The sequence below is a fragment of the Enterococcus sp. 4G2_DIV0659 genome (genome assembly GCF_002140715.2).
Taxonomy (GTDB): Bacteria; Bacillota; Bacilli; order Lactobacillales; family Enterococcaceae; genus Enterococcus_L; species Enterococcus_L mansonii.
The window spans coordinates 3,269,577-3,287,746 of record NZ_NGLE02000001.1 but is presented as its reverse complement, the minus strand read 5'-3'; the positions used below and the strand labels follow the sequence as shown (position 1 = coordinate 3,287,746).

Sequence of the window (18,170 nt, the reverse complement as noted above, 5' to 3'; positions counted from 1 at the left end):
CTCTATAAAAAATCTAATAGTAATTGCCAAACTTTTGGAACAAATAACAGCAATCCAACGATTACAGCAAAGCCTGTCGTTAAAAGTACCGCACCTGCAGCCATGTCTTTGATTTTTTTTCCGATTGGATGAAAATGAAAATCAGTAACCATGTCTACTACATTTTCAAACGCCGTATTAATGATCTCTACAACTAACACAAGAAAAATAGCTAAAAAAAGCCACAGCCACTCTGATATAGCTAGTTTAAAAATAAAACCAATTCCAATGGCTATCCCACCCATGATTACATGGGTGCGCATATTGCGTTCTTCTTTAAAAACTGTGCGAATTCCTTGAAGTGCAAACTCTAAGGAAGTGATAAAGTGCTTGTTTTTTTCGGTGCGCTTATCTTTTGAGTCCATAGGCATTTAAAATCTCTTTCTGTAATCCAAACATTTCCTTCTCATCTTCAGGTTCCATATGATCGTAACCATTTAAATGCAAAAAACCATGGACAGCCAAAAAGCCTAATTCACGTTCAAAAGAATGACCATAGTCTATCGCTTGCTCGTTGGCTCTTTCAATTGAAATCATAATATCGCCCAAATTTCTTGGGAAAAGTTCCGCTTCATCTTCAAAAATGATCGGTAACTCTTCTTCCCCTTCTTCTTCCAAGGCAAAACTGATAACGTCAGTCGGTTGGTCTTTTCCTCGATAATCTCTGTTTATCACCTGAATACCTTTGTTATCCATAAAGGTCACAGACATTTCTGTATCTTCCGATATTTCCAGAAAACCAGCTGCAAATTGCAGCAGGTTTTCTACTTCGTTTACATTTTCTTTTGATACTTTGTTGGTTTCATCAATGAACGTAATATCCATTAGTCATCTCTCTTTTCTTGTTCATCTTTCATTTTTTCAGCTTCTGATTTCATTTTTGGATATTTGATTCTTGAATGGAATGTACTACATAGTCCACTCACTAAAGATTTTTCAACCATTCGAATTTCCTTCATCGTCAAACCACATTCATCCAATTGGCCATCTGAAATTCGATCTTCGATCACGTTATGAACAAATGATTGAATCTTATCATTTGTTGGATGATCCATCGCACGAACAGCGGCTTCACATGTGTCAGCGATACTAACAATTCCAGCCTCTCTTGTTTGAGGTTTGGGTCCTGGATATCGAAAATCTTCTTCCAGGATTTCTGAATTACGCTCTTTCGCTTTGAAATAGAAAAATTTCATCAGTGTTGTCCCGTGGTGCTGGCGACAAATATCAATCACCATTTCTGGCATATGATGCTCTTCCAATATTTTCGCACCATCAGCGACATGACCAAAAATAATTTGTTTACTATCTTCTGGCAATAAGAAATTGTGTGGATTTTCAGCCCCTGCCGGTAAATTTTCTACAAAGAAATTAGCATGTTTGATTTTACCAATATCGTGATAGTAACATGCCACTCGTGTCAGTAATGAACGTCCACCAATTTCAGCTACGGCATTTGCACTTAAACTAGCCACCATCATACTATGATGGTATGTTCCCGGCGCTTCTTCCAATAATTGTTTTAACAACGGATGATTTGGATTACTCAATTCATTCAAAACAATCATGCTGTCGTCTGTTACCAGCAGTTCAACATATGGATGAAGTCCCATCGTTGCTAAGAATGATAAGACGGCACCTGCTAACGCACAAATCAACATAATCCAAGACTTACTGTCTAATAAACTCATCCCTTGATAGACCATTAAAATAAAGTCCATGCAAACAGGAAATATAATCACCCAAAATACAGCAACTACTCCTTGCTCGCTAATTCTTGTCCGTTTAACTACAGTTGCAAACAGACCTGAAAACAAATAGCTGACTAAAATAATCGTTAGTGAGTTCGTTCCAATAGAGTGATAGAACACAAACAGTGCAAAAACTACTTGAAAAACGGCAGCGAGCACACCTGCTCTACGGTTAACAAAATAATTCAAAACCAACGGCGTAAATGCTGCTGGAAAGAATAGCGAAATGTACATCATTTGTTCAGTTTGGAAGATTTGGAAAAACTTCATTAATAAAATACTTAGTGACATTGCCCCTACATAAAATAAAATGAAGTGGCGACGTTTTCCTTCTTCTGTAACTTGTTTAGTAAAGAATAAAAGAACAATTACTTGTAAAACAATCGCCAAGGTTAACGCAACCATTGGGAAGATAGAGGTGTTTTGATTGGTCATACCAAGTAGTTCTAGTTTTTCCATTGCTTTACTGTCAATCTGTGTCCCTTCACGAACAATGATCTCTCCTTGATAAATCATTGCTGGCGGAACTGCATCCATCGCATTTTGACGCAATTCTTTGGTTTTTTTGTCGTTTGGAAAATCATTTGCCACTATACCTTGATTTACAACATAGCGAATTTCCTGCTGCATTGTAGGCGAAACATCCAAAAATTGAATTTTTTCAATGGCGTCTTGCCGAATATTTCCTAATTCATTTTCTCTAACATGGTCTTTCATCTTTTCGTCAACAATTTTCAGACTTTCAGCTTTTACTTGTCCAATCTGATCTGGGTTTAAGGCAAAAATGTTTTGATAAAATGAATTTGGAAATTTTTGATAAAAGGTTACTTCCTCTTGATCCAACGATTCAAATTGTGCTTTTAAACTAGCAACTCTTTCTTCTACGGTTGGTTTGGGGATTGTTTCATCTTTTTTAGCTTTTGCCTGTTTGTCTTGATAATCTTTGTCAATTTTTTCATTCACAGCAGTAATCAGCTTAAACAATTTTTCGATTCGTTTATGTTGAATGTCTGCTGTCTCTTCTTGATAAGTGTATTCAGGCGTGATCGCTTCAGCAGCTAACTTTTTCTTGGCTGCAGTTTCATAAGTATTCTCAACATTTTTTGTCGCTCGAATAGTATTTTCAGCAAGTTGGCCTTCTTTTATTTCTACCTTTTTCTGATGGACACTGCCAAACATAATGATAAACAGGAAACATGAAAAAATAAGTAACAGTATAGGAATATAAGCCTTTCCCAATTTATCGCGTAATTTTAGTAAAGAGTATTTCAACGGAATTCTCACTCCTTTTCCGTAGATTTATGAATCTTTTTGATGTTCATTTTCATACGCTCTAATGATCTGAGCAACAACCGGATGTCTCACTACGTCTCCAGCATCAAAATGAACAAAGGCAATTTTATTAATTGATTGAAGTGTCTTTTCAGCATTAACCAAGCCACTTGTAACTCCTTTTGGTAGGTCAATTTGACTGGTATCTCCATTAACGATCATTTTAGAACTGAATCCCAATCTCGTCAAAAACATTTTCATTTGGGCAACGGTTGTATTTTGTGCTTCATCTAAAATCACGAAAGCATCATCCAATGTTCGTCCTCTCATGTAGGCTAGTGGTGCGATTTCAATCACCCCGCGTTCCATTAACCGGTTCGTATGTTCCATACCGAAAACTTGGTACAACGCATCATAAACAGGGCGAAGATAAGGATCAACTTTCTCTTTCAAATCACCAGGTAAAAAACCTAAACTTTCACCAGCTTCTACAGCAGGTCGGGTTAAAATGATTTTTTGTACTTCTCCTTTTTTTAAGGCGGAAATCGCCATGACTACAGCTAAAAATGTTTTCCCTGTTCCAGCAGGACCAATACCAAAAATGATATCATGCTTTTTAACCGCATCAATGTATTTTTTTTGTCCTACATTTTTGATCCGAATGGCTTTTCCTCTGTAATCTTTAAGGATCTCTTCTTCATACATTGTAACAAAGCGGTCTAGTTCTCCACTTCTAGCCATTTTAAGTGCTGAAACAACATCCGGCGTACTAATTTTTATGCCGCGCTGAATCAGAACTTGTAATGTACGTATAACCGAAGCAATCAATTGAACTTCTGTTTCTTCACCAATCAACTGAATCGTCTCGCCTCTGCTATTAATGGTCACAGATGCATTTTCTTCTAAAAATTTTATATGTTTATCATGGGTTCCCAAAAGCATACTCACATCATCAGAATCATTTACTTTCAATTCTAAAGATATTGACTTATTTTCTGTCAAAAAACGCCCATCTCCTTTATTTGTCATTCTCTACAATCATACCATATTATTTATTTATTAAAAAGAAGTCATTACTTTTCTATGTAAATTTGAACAAAAAAACCAACGGATTTCCGTTGGTTTTTTTATTGACTAATTCTCTTGTAGTAATTCTTTTACAATTGCATTGACCTGATTACCGTCTGCTTTACCTTTTACTGCTGGCATCACAGCGCCCATCACTTTACCAAATTCTTTTGGTGAAGTCGCTCCGGTCTGATCAATTGCCGTCTGAACAATCTGACGAATTTCTTCTTCTGAAAGTTGTTTTGGCATATATTTTTCAACAATTGCGATTTCGATTTTTACTTTGTCAGCAAGATCGTCACGTCCCGCTTTTTCAAACTCTGATAAAGAGTCTCTTCTTTGTTTCATCTCGCGAGATAAAACTGTCAACTCTTCTTCTCCGTCCAAATCACGGCTCGTTTTAATCTGCTCATTTTGAATGGCTGCCTTCAGCATTCGAAGTACAGATAAAGTATCTTTATCTTTAGACTTCATTGCTGTTTTGATATCGTCATTCAATGTTGTTAGTAATGACATACAACCAGCTCCAATTCATCGAAAACTAGAATTTTTTACGTTTTCTAGCTGCTTCAGATTTTTTCTTACGCTTTACACTTGGTTTTTCGTAGAATTCACGTTTACGAGATTCTTGTAAAGTACCCGCTTTTGAAACGGAACGTTTGAAGCGACGAAGAGCATCGTCAAGAGATTCGTTTTTACGAACGACAGTTTTTGACATGTTAATTCCCTCCCTCCGAGCTTAAAAAGTAACCGTTTTTTATATATATGAGTTATTCAACATAAATAAAATACCGTTCTTTCTACATTATATCGAATGGTTATTTTAACGTCAACCTCTGTAATGAAAAAATGCATAAAAAAGTACCAAAATGAGTAAAGTTTTACACTCTCATGCATTATTTAGGTTTATTTTTAGAAAAAAAGGTTATTTACATTCTTCACAACGACCAAAAATCTCAAATCGGTGCCCTTCTATGTCACATCCACTTAATTGTTCCTTGAAAAAATCCATTGGACACATATGGATTTCTTTTGTTTTTCCGCAAACTGTACAAATAAAATGATGATGATGACCAACTTCTTGACAACAATGGAAGCGAAACTTTTTCTCCCCATTTAAATCTGTGGTTTCAAGTAGTTCTAATGTTTCAAAATCATGCAAATTACGATAAATCGTATCATAACTTACTCCTTTAAACTCTTGGTTCATAAATTCATAGACTTCTCGTGCTGATATACCTATTTCTTCGAATAAGATATGTAATCATTGCTTCTCTTTTTTTCGTGTATTTTAATCCATGTTCTTTCATTACTGAAAGAGATTGTTCCACTTTTGATTGTGCCATCCTTTTGCCTCCACACTTAAATCAGAATCATTACGAATAAGATTTATGAAGGTATGGTATAATAAATTTATAAAAAAAGCAAGAGGGGAATCACATTATGACGAAAAATGAACAAAAAAAATGCGTAACGATCTTTGTTATCTCAGACTCGGCCGGTGAAACAGCATCAAAATTAGCTGCTGCTTCTATGGCGCAATACCCTACAGTTGATTTTTCATTATTTAGACGAACATTTGCAAAAGAAGAAGACAAACTAAGGCGTGCCTTAGAAGATGCTCGACGTGAAAATGCGATGGTTTTGCATACTATTGTGAATGAACGACTTGTCAAAATTGCCAATGATTTTTTCGAAGAACATGGATTATATCATTTTGATATTTTGACACCTCCGGTCGCTGAGATTGAACGACTAACTGGTATCGCTCCAACAAGAGAGCCAGGTGCTTTACATCACTTGAATGAAAATTATTTCAAACGAATTGAAGCAATGGAGTTCGCTGTAAAATATGATGATGGCAAAGATGCACGAGGTTTTTTAGAAGCTGACGTCCTTTTATTAGGTGTTTCCAGAACATCCAAAACGCCTTTGAGTTTATTTTTAGCTAATAAAAATCTGAAAGTAGCTAATTTGCCGTTGATTCCAGAAGCTCATTTACCAAAACAATTATGGGAAACCAATCCCAAAAAAATTGTTGGTTTAACGAATGACCCCGATATATTGAATGGCATTAGAAAAGAACGAATGAAAACTTATGGACTACCCGCTGATACTTCTTATTCAGATATTGAAAAAATTAGAAAAGAGCTGGCTTTTGCCAACGATTTATATGAAAAATTAGGATGCGTTGTTATTAATGTAGCCTCCCTATCTATTGAAGAAACAGCTTCGATGATTTTAAATGCATTGAATTTAGAAGATCATAGTTATTATTCAACTGAAAGTCCAGAGGCTTAAACCAAAAAATGAGGATACGACAAAACTAAAAAATGGTTTTGTCGTATCCTCTAAATTTAAACACGGGAAAAAATCTCACCCTTTAAAACACCTGAATTCCTTCTTGATCAATTGATAAAATATTGATATCAGCCGAAATAGGCAGTTTTTCTAATGCTTGTACCATCTTTTCTGTCTTATCTTCTGGCGATAAAACTAAAACAGTCGGACCAGCACCACTTAAAAATGCACCATACATTCCAAACTCATGCCCTAAATCTCGTATTTGATCTAAATGAGGGACTAATTGCTTCCGATACGACTCATGCCAACGATCTTTTTCCATCATTACACCAGCTAAAGGTAAATTACCATTTAAAATAGCTGCAATCATCACATTCGCAATGGCACTCGCTTGAACCGCTTCTTTATAAGCTATTGATTCCGGGAGAACACTGCGACTTTCAGATGTCAGTAATTGAACCTTAGGAATAAATGCAATCACATCACACATCGGAAAATGATGTTTCACATAATGAACTTCATCATCTACATAACTTGCTACGACAAAATCACCGCAAATAGCCGGTGCTACATTATCTGGATGTCCTTCAATCTCCGTAGCAATTTGTAATTTTTCTTTTTGTGTTAAGTTCAAATTACCCAACCGATTAGCAAGCTCAATTCCTCCAACAATTACGCTAGAGCTACTACCTAAGCCTCTAGCCAGAGGAATATCCGAATTCATTTTCAACACTTTAGGCGCTAAATTTGGCGCTACCTTCAACGCTGTTTGAATGAGCAAATTGGTTTTATCATCAGGTATATCTTCGCCTAAAGAATGAATAATTTTCCAATCATTCGCATTCTCTAGCACTTCGATATAGAGATAATGAGAAAGAGCGATGCCGCATGAGTCAAACCCTGGCCCCAGATTCGCACTGGTTGCGGGAATTCTTATTTTCATAGTTCCGACACTCCATTACGTAAGTGCATTCTCATCTCTTCTAAATCGCTCATTTTTGAAATTTTTACATCAGTAGCATTGATTGCAGTGTCTGGATCTTTCAGTCCATTCCCTGTAAAGACTGTAACAACCGTTTCACCTTGCTTGATTTTGCCATTTTTCACATGTTGGATAACACCTGCAAGAGAGGCAGCTGAACCTGGTTCAACAAATACACCATCTTGGGCAGCAACTTTACGATACGCTTCAAGAATTTCTTCGTCTGTTACGGAATCAATATAGCCATTTGATTCGTCACGTGCTGCTTCTGCTAATTTCCAGCTAGCAGGATTCCCAATACGAATAGCCGTTGCAATCGTTTCTGGCTGCTCAATCACTTCGCCTTTGACAATCGCTGCAGCTCCTTCTGCTTCAAATCCATGCATTCTAGGTAAAAGCGTACCTTCTTTGTCATGCCACTCTTTAAACCCTTTCCAGTAAGCTGAAATATTCCCTGCATTTCCTACGGGAATCGCTAATACATCTGGCGCTTTTCCAAGTTGTTCGCACACTTCAAAAGCTGCTGTTTTTTGTCCTTCCAAACGATACGGATTCACTGAATTCACTAAAGCTACTGCTTCTGTTTTTGCAATATCACGAACGGCTTTTAAGGCTTCATCAAAATTGCCTGGTATCGAAATGATATCTGCACCATAAATAATTGCTTGGGCCAATTTCCCCATCGCAATTTTACCATCTGGTATTACTACATACGCTTTAACACCCGCTCTTGTCGCATAAGCTGCCGCCGCTGCACTCGTGTTTCCTGTAGAAGCACAGACGATGGCTTTTGCTCCTTCTTCAACTGCTTTAGCTACAGCCATTACCATGCCGCGATCTTTAAATGAGCCTGTTGGGTTTAAGCCTTCATATTTTCCATATAAGTTAATTCCTAATTCCTTTGATAAACTATGCAAAGGAATTAGCGGTGTATTTCCTTCAGCTAGTGAAATCATTGGTGTTTTATCTGTAATCGGTAGATACTCTTTATATTGTTTTAATAATCCTTCGTACATCTTCTAGTCCCCCAATACTTTAAATGTATTTAATAGTTCAAATTCATCGACTAATTCGATTTTCTTTATGACTTGTTTCATTTGTTCTTTGGTAATTGTATGCGTGATTGCAACAATTCTAGCCCTTGTACCATCAGACTTTTGTTGAACCAGTTGATCGAAACTGACGTTTGCTTCCGTCATGATTTGCGTTAATTTTAGAATTTGTCCACGTTTATCTGGCACTTCAATAGAAAAATAGTATTTTCCTGAGATGTTAGAATCCGCTGTTATTTTTGTATCATGTTGATAGGCATTGAACATGTGTCCGGTTGTACCTAAACGAATATTTTTAGCAATCGTGATAATGTCGCTGACTACACTTGTTGCTGTGGGTTTAGCCCCAGCTCCAGGACCATAATACATGGATTCTCCTACACCTGAGCTTTCAATAAACACTGCATTAAATTCATTTCTAACCGATGCAATCGGATGAGCCTTTGCCACTAACATCGGTCCCACCTCAACAGCAATACTGCCTTTCGTATTTTCAGAAGAACCAATCAATTTGATTTCATAACCTAATTGAGCGGCCATCTCAACATCATCAAGTGATAATCCGCGAATTCCTCTAGTATCGACCTGATCCAAAGTAATGTTCATTCCAAACGCAAACTGGCTTAAAATTACCATTTTATAAGCGGCATCAATCCCATCAACATCATTGGTGGGATCTGATTCAGCAAATCCTAATTCTTGAGCCTCTTTTAGTGCTTGCTCATAGGATTTTTTTTCTGATACCATTTGAGTCAGCATATAATTAGTCGTACCGTTAACAATGCCTAGCACTTTTTGGATGTTGTCTGCTGCTAGACTATTGGCAATCGTCCGCAAAATAGGGATTCCTCCAGCAACACTTGCTTCATAATATAAATCACAATGATTCTTTTGAGCTAATGCAACAAGTTCACTTCCATGTTGAGCTAAAAGATCTTTATTAGCCGTTACGATATGCTTTCCATTTTCCAACGCTTGGGTAATGAAGGTTTTGGCAGGTTCTACTTTTCCAATCAATTCAACAACAATATTGATTTCATCATCTTTGATAATGTCATCAATGGTGGTTGTGAGTTGAATATCAAATTTCTCCGCTAGGCGTCTTTTTTCTTGTTCATCACGCACTAATGCCTTTGTAATAGTGATTTCCATGCCCGTCACTTGAGAAATTTTTTCCTGATGTTCTTGCAAAATCGTGGGTACACCAGATCCCACGGTTCCTAACCCCAGTAAACCGACCTTCAATTTTTCCTTCATTCTTATTCCTCCAACTTTAAGATTAGAAATATTTCATCTTCCTCTAATAAATATGATTCTAGTATACCCAACTGACGAAAAAAAAACTACCCTTTTCTTTGAATTTCCAAAGGTAATCATCGAAAAGGGTGTTTTATTGGTGTTTAATATGTTCAAATGTTTGGTTGAGAATATCAATTACATGATGGTCATCCAATGTATAATAAATTGTTTTTCCCTCACGTCTAGATTTTACTACATGACTATCTCTCAATAATTTTAGTTGATGTGAAACTGCAGATTGCTCCATTTCAAGTTTGGCGCTAATTGCGGTTACATTCAATTCTCCCTGTTTTAGTAATAATAAAATTCGTAGTCTTGTTGGATCACTTAACACTTTATAAAGTTGACTTACTTTTTGAATTTCTTCATTTTCTTTCATCCTTTTGTTTCCTTTCAACCATTCTTCCCTGTTACTATAGTAACTTTTTTAAGATGGAACGGAAATAGCCACTTTTATTTCAGAAAGGTCTATTTTCGTCCCATCATTCATTTGCATTCACTTAACTATTCGCTTGCTTAACAGCATCTATTACGGCATATCTGAAGCCATTTTTTTCTAATGCGGCGACACCTTTAATTGTACTTCCTCCAGGTGAAGTAACCCCATCTTTTAGTTCCCCAGGATGTTTATTTGTTTCAATGGCTAATTTTGCTGTACCAAGAACCATTTGAGCGATGACTTCATACGAAAGGGCACGTGGCATTCCTTCAAAAACTGCTCCATCAGCTAATGCTTCCATAAAAATATCCACAAAGGCAGGGCTACAACCTGCTACCGTTCCAAAAGTTCCTAATAAGTGTTCATCAACTTCCTTCACTTGCCCAAGGTCCGTTAAAACAGAGAATGCTTGCTCTTTTCTTTCAGAAGGCATATTATCAGCGAAAACTGCTCCGGTCATTCCTTCATTAACGCTTACAGGTGTATTGGGAATAGCATGAACGACATAAATACCCTCGCCAACTGCAGCTTGCGCTTGATCCACTGTATGTCCAGTTGCTACTGAAATCAAAATGGTATTTTTAGACATATATGGAGCTGCTTGTTTTAAAACATCTAATACGATTTTAGCACCTGTGGCAATAAAAATAACTTGGCATTTTTCAAATGCATCATATTCTTTAATTAGCTGAAACTTTAATTTTTGTTGCAAGGCTTCTGCTGTACCGCTAGAACCACCTTTTACATATAAATTTTCTGGTGTAACTGTTTTAGCTCTCAAAAGTCCTTCAATCATTGCACTGCCCATATGACCGGCTCCGATAAATCCGATGTTCATAGCTATCACTCCTTAAAAATTGTAAAACGAAAGGACTGAAACAAAGGTCTTATCTTGTTTATCAGTCCCACTCGTTTTATTCAGTTAATGCATTAACTGCTTGCTCAAAATCCTTGATTTTTTGATTCGCTTCAACTTGTGAAGAGGCTTTAGTCGCAAGATAAAACTTAATTTTAGGTTCCGTTCCAGATGGGCGAATCGCAATCCAGCTACCATCTTCCAAAAAGTATTTTAACACATCTGAAGGTGGAGTCGTTAATGCTTCGACTTGCCCTTTAGAAGATGTTCTAGTTAATTGCTGGAAGTCTTCTGTCTCTATTACTTTGATATCCGCAAATGAAGCAGGTGCTTCTTCACGGAATTTTTTCATTAGAGATTTGATTTTTTCGCTTCCTTCAATCCCACTTAAGGTTACAGAAATCGTTTTTTCTTCATAGTAACCATACTCTTCAAAAATATCTTGTAACCCGTCATATAAGGTTTTTCCTTGTTTTTTATAAAAAGCCGCAACTTCTGCTAGTAATACTAGCGCTTGGATTGCATCTTTATCACGAACAAAAGATTTTACCAAATAACCATAACTTTCTTCAAAACCAAACATGAATGTTTGAGAGTGGTCTTCTTCATATTGTTGAATTTTTTCTGCAATGAATTTAAATCCAGTTAAAACATTGACCATTTTCGTGTTGTATTTGCTAGCAACTGCCGTAGCTAATTCACTAGATACAATTGATTTAAGAACGACTGCGTTTTTAGGTAACGTTCCCGCTTGTTTATGGGCTTGTAAGATATATTGAATCATAATTGCACCTAATTGGTTACCTGTCAACACTTGATACGTGCCGTTTGGCAGACGAACTGCTGCACCCAATCGATCCGCATCAGGATCAGTTGCAATCAATAAATCAGCACCTTCTTTTTCACCTAGACGAATAGCATATTCAAACGCTGAGTGTTCTTCTGGGTTAGGTGATTTCACTGTAGTAAAATCTGGGTCTGCAATTGCTTGTTCTGGAACTAGCATAAATTTCTCAAAACCTGCCTGTTTTAATGCTCTTTCTCCTAGCATTTTCCCTGTTCCATGTAAAGGTGTATAAACAAGTTTTAGCTCTTTGCCAAGCTCATTAATCAATTCTTGATTGATCGTAACTGTTTTTACTTCTTCTAAATAGGCATTATCCACTTCTTCGCCAATGATTGTTATTAAATCACTGTCTTTGGTTTTATCATCTGATAAAACCTCAATTTTCAATGGATTTTCAACTTCGCGAACGTATTTTGTTAATGCATCTGCGTCTGCTGGCGGCATTTGTCCACCATCTTCACCATATACTTTATATCCATTATATGATGCTGGATTATGCGACGCCGTAATCATAATTCCAGAAAAAGCATTTAAGTAACGGACAGCGAATGATAATTCCGGTGTTGGTCGTAAACTTTCAAATACATACGCAGGAATCCCGTGATGTGCCAAAGTTTTAGCTGCTTCCATCGAAAACTCTGGTGACATATGACGAGAATCATAAGCGATTGCAACACCACGTCGTTTAGTTTCAGCGCCTTGTGCATTCATAAAACGAGCCAAGCCTTCCGTTGCTTGACGAATAGTAAATATATTCATTCGGTTAATACCAGCACCTAAAATACCACGCATACCGGCAGTTCCAAATTCTAAAGGTGCATAAAAAGCATCCTCGCATTTTTCTGGATCTTCTTTTAAATCCTTCAATTCTGATTTTAAATTTTCTGGTAGGTTTTCTTCATTTACCCACTGTTCATAGACTTGTTGCCAAGACATATTTCGCACCTCTTTTATCTTTTGTTTTCTTACCCACTCATAAGTATATCATTCTCCCTCGCTAGAAGAAAGTGAAGTAATGCAGAAATACGCAATGAGTGAAGTTATTTTTCCTTTTATTTCAATAATCCTTGGATTTTAAAAAATTGATCTGTGATGAGCGTCGGTTTTTCAGAAAAGTAATCGGCAAACTTTTTACTCCAACGTTTTGTTTCTCTGACTTCACCAAAAGCTTCCATTATTTCATTGTATTGTTCAATTAATTGATACGTATAAGGATGATAGGTATCATAATGAACCACTGCCGACTCAGGTAATCGTGGTTTTACGTTCATTTCCACAACTGGTTTACCTATACTTAAACCGAATAAAGGAAATGTATTCTCAGGCAAATTTACCAGCTCAGCTATTTCTTTTCCGTGTTTTCGGATACTTCCCACAACAACAGAACCAAGGCCTAAACTTTCTGCAGCAATAACAGCATTTTCTAATGCTAATGCGGCATCTGTTGTTGCTAATAAAACAGGTTCGATACTTTCATCAATAAGATAGGCACTTTTACTAACCTCACTAACCATCTTAGTTCTATAAAGATCCCCAACAAAGAGTAAAAAAACTGAACTATTCAATATATGTGGATTTCCCGGATTCCACTGAACTAATTGTTCGCGAATCTGCTGATCTTTAAGTACGATAATACTGTAAAACTGACCATTCATCCAACTAGGTGCTTGACGTGCAGCATCTAGTATCAATTGTAATTCTTCTTGCGGCAGCGTATACTCCTGATCAAAATCACGATAACTACGTCGATTCTTTAACAATTTAATTGTTTCATTCATAAAAATCCCCTCCATTTTATGCTTATTTTATCATAATGTTGATGAATCTAAGAGAATTTTTTGTGTAATTCTTTTCAACTTATCTGCAAATAACTGTATATTTTTTTCATCTACCCTTGAAAAATTAATCCGAATGCCATCTCGATATTCGCTAAAAAAGAAGCTTGGAGCAACAAGTAAGCCTTCTTGTAAAAAAATACTCCAGTCTTTTTGTTTAAGTGCTCCTCTCCTCCATTTTGCCCATAAATAAAAACCGCCCTTTGGCATTTGAACGTCCCATTCATCCATCTGATCCAGCACATTGAATACAGCTTTTCCTCTTTGTTCTACAGTATTTTTTAAACAGTCAATTTTTTTTGAAAAGTCTTGGTCTGTTAAAGCCAAATTAGCTAATAATTGCGGAAAAATACTCAATGAAAAGTCCATCATTTTTCTAGCCTCCGCAAGTTGCTGATTAACCGATGTCGGAGCACTCAACCAACCAATTTTTGTTGTTGAGCCTAAAATTTTTGAAAGTGAACCAATATATAGAACATTTTCTGGGTCTAGTTTTTTTAGAGGAGGAACCTGATCAGAAGAAACAAAGTTTAACTTAGCAAAAACATCGTCTTCTAAAATGGGAACTTGATGTTTTTGACATAAATCAACTAGTGCTTTTCTCCGTTTCAATGACATCGTTTTGCCAGTAGGATTTTGAAAAGAGGGGTTCACCATAATCATCTTGACACGATGGACTCGGATTACCTTCTCAAGAGACGTTAAATCAATCCCTTCTTTATCCATTTCCACTCCATATAATCGAATTCCAGCAGCTTGAAAAATTGGCAAGGTATAAAGAAATGATGGATCTTCAATTGCTACGCTATCACCTGGTTGTAACAGCACTTGAAGAATCAAAAATAGAGCTTGTTGCGCGCCTGATGTAATCAACAGGCTTTCAGGAGGCAGTAAAATGCCAGATTCTTTTTCGGTTTCACGGCTAATCGCCTGTCTTAATGGGTAGTACCCCAGATCATCTTGTTGCTCTTCTTCTAAAAAATGTTTCCATGTTAAGGGTGGAAAAGAAAAACTAGGAATCAAGTCCAGCGGCAGTTCCCCTGTGTAAACATCTAAGATATCTCTGTGTTGTTGCTTTAGCAATGCCTCAATTTGCTCTATAAAAGGATCCGTTTTAGCAAAAGCATTTTGTTCTAAATATCGTCGCCAATCTGTTCTTGGTGTTGTACTGATTCCCCATTTTCCTTCATTAACAATCGTTCCACTACCTTGTTTTCTGACAATCCATCCTAGAGCAACAAGTTCGTCTAATGCGTGCACCACTGTTGAACGGTTCACATGAAACAATTCAGCTAACTTTCGTTCAGCAGGCAGCCGTTCACCAGGTAAAAGATGGCCATTTTTTATATGTGCTAAAATCAATTCAACAATGCTTACGTACACTGGAACTCCTTTTTCTTTTTTTAATGTCCACATTTTTATCCCCCCTTTAAAGAATAAGCTGAAGACGTTCTCAGTTTATTCTTTATTAAAAAATCGCTCATTATTCTATTGATGTTGTTTCTATTTGCTTTTGTTCATGTTTACTTATTTATTTTTTCTGATACTGCTCATCATCAAATCACTTCGCTCTTCGTGATTCAAACTTCGGTCACAACGCTCCTTTTTGTCGCCTTGTACTGCTCATCATCGAATCGCCTCGCTCTTCGTGATTCAAACTTCGGTCACAACGCTCCTTTTTATCGCCTTGTACTGCTCATCATCGAATCGCTTTGCTCTTCGTGATTCGCAGCAATTGGATGACTTGAAAATAACCCAATTGGCTGTTTTTGTCAAATAAGGTTTCGTTTATACTACTTATATTAAAAATTTTATGAATAGGGGTTGTATAATATGATCAAAAAAGTATTAACAGTGGCTGGTTCAGATTCTAGTGGGGGCGCTGGGATTCAAGCTGACTTGAAAACTTTTGAAGAATATGGAACATTTGGCTTTTCAGCTTTGACAAGTATTGTAACGATGGATCCTGATGAAGGATGGAGCCACCTTGTTACACCTATTGAACCTCAGCTAGTAGAAAAACAATTAAAAACAATTTTTGCTGGTGGTGCTCTTGATGCGATGAAAACAGGGATGCTGGGCACTATCGAGGCAATTGAAATTACACGCAATTATATTGATTTATTTGATATGCAAAATATTGTTATTGATCCAGTAATGGCTTGTAAAGGGACCAGTGAACTTTTACAGCCGGAAAATGTCGCTGCAATGACTCGTTTATTGCTGCCTAAAGCAACTATAACAACCCCTAATTTAGTAGAAGCAGGAATTTTGTCTGAGATGGGTGAGTTGACTTCTATCAATCAAATGAAAGAAGCGGCTAAAAAGATCCTAACTCTGGGTCCTAAAAATGTTGTTATCAAAGGCGGACATCGGTTGAATTCAGACAAAGCGATTGATATTTTTTATGATGGTCATGACTTTACTATTTTTGAAGAAGACTTGATCGCTTCTGATTATAATCATGGTGCTGGATGTACCTTTGCTGCTGCTGTAACAGCTGGTTTAGCAAAAGGTTATTCTGTAGTTGATTCAGTATCACTAGCAAAAAAATTCGTTGCCGCAGCCATTAAAAATGGACAAAAAATTAATCCTTTTCTTGGTCATGTTTGGCATGGAGCATACAACCATGCTGAAGAACGAATGAAAAAGAATTAAGAGGTTATGCATATGATGACGAAAAAGAATTCAACAACCTCTATTGTTCTAATCGCTCTTTTTACCGCCTTGACTGTTTTAGGTACAATGATTAAAATTCCACTACCAACAGGCGCTTTCGTTCATTTGGGCAATGCAGTATTATTGCTAGCTGTTTTATTGATTGGTTACAAAAAAGGAGCTTTAGCTGGTGGTTTAGGATTTGCCATTTTTGATGTTATGAATGGATTTGCGGCAGAAGCACCCTATTTCATTATAGAAAGTTTTATTGTTGGCGGAGCGGCTGCTTTGATGATTCTCTTTTTCAAAAAGAAAATCGATGGCATTTGGAAAATTATCGTTATTGCAAGTGCAACTGGTATTGCCAAAATTATTATGACCCAAATAAAAAACACCGTGATCGGCGTACTTGCTGGAGCTGATATTCCAATAGCCTTCACTAGTGCATTATCTAAACTTCCTGCCACATTAGTAAATGTTACCACTACAATCATAATTGTAACCCTTGTCTACTTCCCATTGAAAAAAGCAATGGATACCATTTTTAACAGAAATTCATTTTAAACTATAAAAGAAGGGGTTCAAGATATAACTCTAAAAGTTATATCTTGAACCCCTAAAAACCGAATAAACGGCGGGAGCATAAGCAACCCTTTCGGAAATAAGAATACACTCACAAAAATTTGACGAACAATTTTCGTGAATGTATTCTTACTTCTCGAGGCTAAACGCATTCTGTCCCAGCCCCTTCTTTAGTTTAATTCTAGTCTTCTCCACTAAAAATACTTTCGATTATCCAAAACAAAATACCTGCCACAGGGAAAATCGTCCAATTCGTTCCCCAATTACCAAGTAAAAGACCTTGAATTAAAAATATCCCTACAACAATTGGCCAATAAATTTTTTCTACAATCTGAAACCAGACAGGCACTTTTTTAGCACGTTCAGCTTTTGCTCTTGGTCCTAATTCATCTTCATCAGAGATAAAATATGTGCGATCAATTATTTCAGAAAAACTGCCCATAATCATCCCCCCGAAAATGAAAAAGAAAACGCCTACTGAAGCCAAAAGGAGCAAACAAGCTATCCCAATATTTTCTTCACCATATACTTCTTCAAAAAATACAGCGGGAATAATCGATAGGATACAAAGCACAACCCCTGTTACAATACAGAAAAGAAATGAACGTTGAAATGCTTGCTTTCTTGTTTTCACTTCATTTTTTACTTGAATTGGAATAAAGCGGTCATCCAATTGTTTATTCGTATTAGAAATACTCATCCCTGCAATAATAAATAGCGGAACCCCTATTGCAGCGCCTAATAAAATAAATAAAAAACCAAATCCTTCTGCAATTCCTTCTCCAAATAAGGCCATACTACCAAAAAAAGTTGCAATTCCCAACATAATAATCATAACACCTGAACCGATCAGCGTTGCCCCACGACGACGGATTCGTAGAAACTCAACAGCTTCTGCAACAGTGATTCCATCCAATTCATAACCTCGTTCATCCATGAAATCTTGCTTTATATTCATCTCATTCAACAACTCATCAATTGACCCGAATTCTGCAATTACTCCTCCAATTGCTTCATTTTCAGATTTCCCTTGGCTTTTTAAATCTTCATATCGATCCTCAGCACTTGCTAACAAATCTCCCTTTAGTTGTTTTGTTTGTTCTGTTTCAACAACATTTAAAAATAAACTTTCGATATACTCCCTAATCGTTTTCACATATACTCCCCCTTAATGATCGTTTTCTTA

At 36.7% G+C, this 18,170-nt stretch carries 18 protein-coding genes and 1 pseudogene; 3 read left to right on the top strand and 16 right to left on the bottom strand.

Features of this window, described 5'->3' with window-relative positions; genetic code table 11:
- Nucleotides 1–2 precede the first annotated feature (2 nt).
- The 7 genes and pseudogenes from A5880_RS15465 to A5880_RS15435 form a co-directional block, all read right to left on the bottom strand.
- A complete protein-coding gene (locus tag A5880_RS15465) occupies nt 3–404 on the bottom strand; it encodes a diacylglycerol kinase family protein (RefSeq protein ID WP_306298345.1) in 402 nt (133 codons plus the stop codon).
- Nucleotides 388–864 carry an rRNA maturation RNase YbeY gene (ybeY, locus tag A5880_RS15460; protein ID WP_086329950.1) on the bottom strand — a complete coding sequence of 159 codons (477 nt, stop codon included), beginning with the start codon at nt 862–864 and terminating at the stop codon, nt 388–390. The genes A5880_RS15465 and ybeY overlap by 17 nt, the downstream gene beginning before the upstream one ends.
- Complete coding sequence (locus tag A5880_RS15455; RefSeq protein WP_086329949.1) at nt 864–3,062, bottom strand: HD family phosphohydrolase; 2,199 nt, start codon at nt 3,060–3,062, stop codon at nt 864–866. Before A5880_RS15455 ends, ybeY begins: the two co-directional genes overlap by 1 nt.
- Before the next feature lie 27 nt (nt 3,063–3,089).
- Nucleotides 3,090–4,091, bottom strand: coding sequence for a PhoH family protein (locus A5880_RS15450; RefSeq protein WP_419469617.1), 1,002 nt, complete (start codon nt 4,089–4,091; stop codon nt 3,090–3,092).
- A gap of 105 nt (nt 4,092–4,196) precedes the next feature.
- Nucleotides 4,197–4,646, bottom strand: a complete 450-nt coding sequence (locus A5880_RS15445) for a GatB/YqeY domain-containing protein (protein WP_086329948.1) — start codon at nt 4,644–4,646, stop codon at nt 4,197–4,199.
- Nucleotides 4,647–4,671: 25 nt separating this feature from the next.
- Complete coding sequence (gene rpsU / locus A5880_RS15440) at nt 4,672–4,848, bottom strand: 30S ribosomal protein S21 (protein WP_002356740.1); 177 nt, start codon at nt 4,846–4,848, stop codon at nt 4,672–4,674.
- 207 nt (nt 4,849–5,055) lie between these two features.
- Nucleotides 5,056–5,476, bottom strand: a pseudogene (locus A5880_RS15435) (Fur family transcriptional regulator).
- A 97-nt stretch (nt 5,477–5,573) separates the two neighbouring features.
- On the opposite strand from A5880_RS15435, the gene A5880_RS15430 reads away from it, so the two are divergent.
- Nucleotides 5,574–6,431 (top strand): pyruvate, water dikinase regulatory protein, encoded by an 858-nt coding sequence (locus A5880_RS15430; protein ID WP_086329946.1) that lies wholly within the window; start codon nt 5,574–5,576, stop codon nt 6,429–6,431.
- Nucleotides 6,432–6,513: 82 nt separating this feature from the next.
- Here the strand turns inward: A5880_RS15430 and thrB are convergent, their stop codons facing one another.
- From thrB to A5880_RS15390, 8 genes are all read right to left on the bottom strand, one after another.
- Nucleotides 6,514–7,377 (bottom strand): homoserine kinase, encoded by an 864-nt coding sequence (gene thrB / locus A5880_RS15425; protein WP_086329945.1) that lies wholly within the window; start codon nt 7,375–7,377, stop codon nt 6,514–6,516.
- The gene (thrC, locus tag A5880_RS15420) at nt 7,374–8,432 is read right to left on the bottom strand and encodes a threonine synthase (RefSeq protein ID WP_086329944.1); all 1,059 of its coding nucleotides are present in this window, start codon (nt 8,430–8,432) and stop codon (nt 7,374–7,376) included. Before thrC ends, thrB begins: the two co-directional genes overlap by 4 nt.
- Before the next feature lie 3 nt (nt 8,433–8,435).
- Nucleotides 8,436–9,725 carry a homoserine dehydrogenase gene (locus tag A5880_RS15415; RefSeq protein WP_086329943.1) on the bottom strand — a complete coding sequence of 430 codons (1,290 nt, stop codon included), beginning with the start codon at nt 9,723–9,725 and terminating at the stop codon, nt 8,436–8,438.
- 133 nt (nt 9,726–9,858) lie between these two features.
- Complete coding sequence (locus tag A5880_RS15410; protein WP_086329942.1) at nt 9,859–10,146, bottom strand: ArsR/SmtB family transcription factor; 288 nt, start codon at nt 10,144–10,146, stop codon at nt 9,859–9,861.
- 121 nt (nt 10,147–10,267) lie between these two features.
- Nucleotides 10,268–11,044: a pyrroline-5-carboxylate reductase gene (gene proC / locus A5880_RS15405; protein ID WP_086329941.1), complete on the bottom strand. Its 777-nt coding sequence runs from the start codon at nt 11,042–11,044 to the stop codon at nt 10,268–10,270.
- Between the two features lie 76 nt (nt 11,045–11,120).
- Nucleotides 11,121–12,845: a phospho-sugar mutase gene (locus tag A5880_RS15400; protein ID WP_086329940.1), complete on the bottom strand. Its 1,725-nt coding sequence runs from the start codon at nt 12,843–12,845 to the stop codon at nt 11,121–11,123.
- A 116-nt stretch (nt 12,846–12,961) separates the two neighbouring features.
- A complete protein-coding gene (locus A5880_RS15395) occupies nt 12,962–13,687 on the bottom strand; it encodes a nitroreductase family protein (protein ID WP_086329939.1) in 726 nt (241 codons plus the stop codon).
- 30 nt (nt 13,688–13,717) lie between these two features.
- A complete protein-coding gene (locus A5880_RS15390) occupies nt 13,718–15,160 on the bottom strand; it encodes an aminotransferase-like domain-containing protein (RefSeq protein ID WP_086329938.1) in 1,443 nt (480 codons plus the stop codon).
- A gap of 417 nt (nt 15,161–15,577) precedes the next feature.
- Here A5880_RS15390 and thiD point away from each other — a divergent pair, with 417 nt between their 5' ends.
- Both thiD and A5880_RS15380 read left to right on the top strand, forming a co-directional pair.
- Entirely contained in the window at nt 15,578–16,402 is an 825-nt protein-coding gene (gene thiD, locus A5880_RS15385) for a bifunctional hydroxymethylpyrimidine kinase/phosphomethylpyrimidine kinase (RefSeq protein ID WP_086329937.1), read from the top strand.
- A gap of 15 nt (nt 16,403–16,417) precedes the next feature.
- Nucleotides 16,418–16,966: an ECF transporter S component gene (locus A5880_RS15380; RefSeq protein WP_086330321.1), complete on the top strand. Its 549-nt coding sequence runs from the start codon at nt 16,418–16,420 to the stop codon at nt 16,964–16,966.
- A 199-nt stretch (nt 16,967–17,165) separates the two neighbouring features.
- On the opposite strand, the gene A5880_RS15375 is transcribed toward A5880_RS15380, so the two are convergent.
- A complete protein-coding gene (locus tag A5880_RS15375) occupies nt 17,166–18,140 on the bottom strand; it encodes a permease prefix domain 1-containing protein (protein WP_086329936.1) in 975 nt (324 codons plus the stop codon).
- Between the last annotated feature and the right edge of the window lie 30 nt (nt 18,141–18,170).

What these genes read in the sequence shown, in the direction of transcription:
- A5880_RS15445 (WP_086329948.1), bottom strand. Translation starts at nt 4,646, where the DNA reads ATGTCATTACTAACAACATTGAATGACGATATCAAAACAGCAATGAAG.
- A5880_RS15465 (WP_306298345.1), bottom strand. Translation starts at nt 404, where the DNA reads ATGGACTCAAAAGATAAGCGCACCGAAAAAAACAAGCACTTTATCACT.
- A5880_RS15450 (WP_419469617.1), bottom strand. Translation starts at nt 4,091, where the DNA reads ATGACAAATAAAGGAGATGGGCGTTTTTTGACAGAAAATAAGTCAATA.
- thrC (WP_086329944.1), bottom strand. Translation starts at nt 8,432, where the DNA reads ATGTACGAAGGATTATTAAAACAATATAAAGAGTATCTACCGATTACA.
- A5880_RS15410 (WP_086329942.1), bottom strand. Translation starts at nt 10,146, where the DNA reads ATGAAAGAAAATGAAGAAATTCAAAAAGTAAGTCAACTTTATAAAGTG.
- A5880_RS15395 (WP_086329939.1), bottom strand. Translation starts at nt 13,687, where the DNA reads ATGAATGAAACAATTAAATTGTTAAAGAATCGACGTAGTTATCGTGAT.
- A5880_RS15390 (WP_086329938.1), bottom strand. Translation starts at nt 15,160, where the DNA reads ATGTGGACATTAAAAAAAGAAAAAGGAGTTCCAGTGTACGTAAGCATT.
- A5880_RS15415 (WP_086329943.1), bottom strand. Translation starts at nt 9,725, where the DNA reads ATGAAGGAAAAATTGAAGGTCGGTTTACTGGGGTTAGGAACCGTGGGA.
- A5880_RS15430 (WP_086329946.1), top strand. Translation starts at nt 5,574, where the DNA reads ATGACGAAAAATGAACAAAAAAAATGCGTAACGATCTTTGTTATCTCA.
- thiD (WP_086329937.1), top strand. Translation starts at nt 15,578, where the DNA reads ATGATCAAAAAAGTATTAACAGTGGCTGGTTCAGATTCTAGTGGGGGC.
- proC (WP_086329941.1), bottom strand. Translation starts at nt 11,044, where the DNA reads ATGAACATCGGATTTATCGGAGCCGGTCATATGGGCAGTGCAATGATT.
- rpsU (WP_002356740.1), bottom strand. Translation starts at nt 4,848, where the DNA reads ATGTCAAAAACTGTCGTTCGTAAAAACGAATCTCTTGACGATGCTCTT.
- ybeY (WP_086329950.1), bottom strand. Translation starts at nt 864, where the DNA reads ATGGATATTACGTTCATTGATGAAACCAACAAAGTATCAAAAGAAAAT.
- A5880_RS15400 (WP_086329940.1), bottom strand. Translation starts at nt 12,845, where the DNA reads ATGTCTTGGCAACAAGTCTATGAACAGTGGGTAAATGAAGAAAACCTA.
- A5880_RS15380 (WP_086330321.1), top strand. Translation starts at nt 16,418, where the DNA reads ATGACGAAAAAGAATTCAACAACCTCTATTGTTCTAATCGCTCTTTTT.
- thrB (WP_086329945.1), bottom strand. Translation starts at nt 7,377, where the DNA reads ATGAAAATAAGAATTCCCGCAACCAGTGCGAATCTGGGGCCAGGGTTT.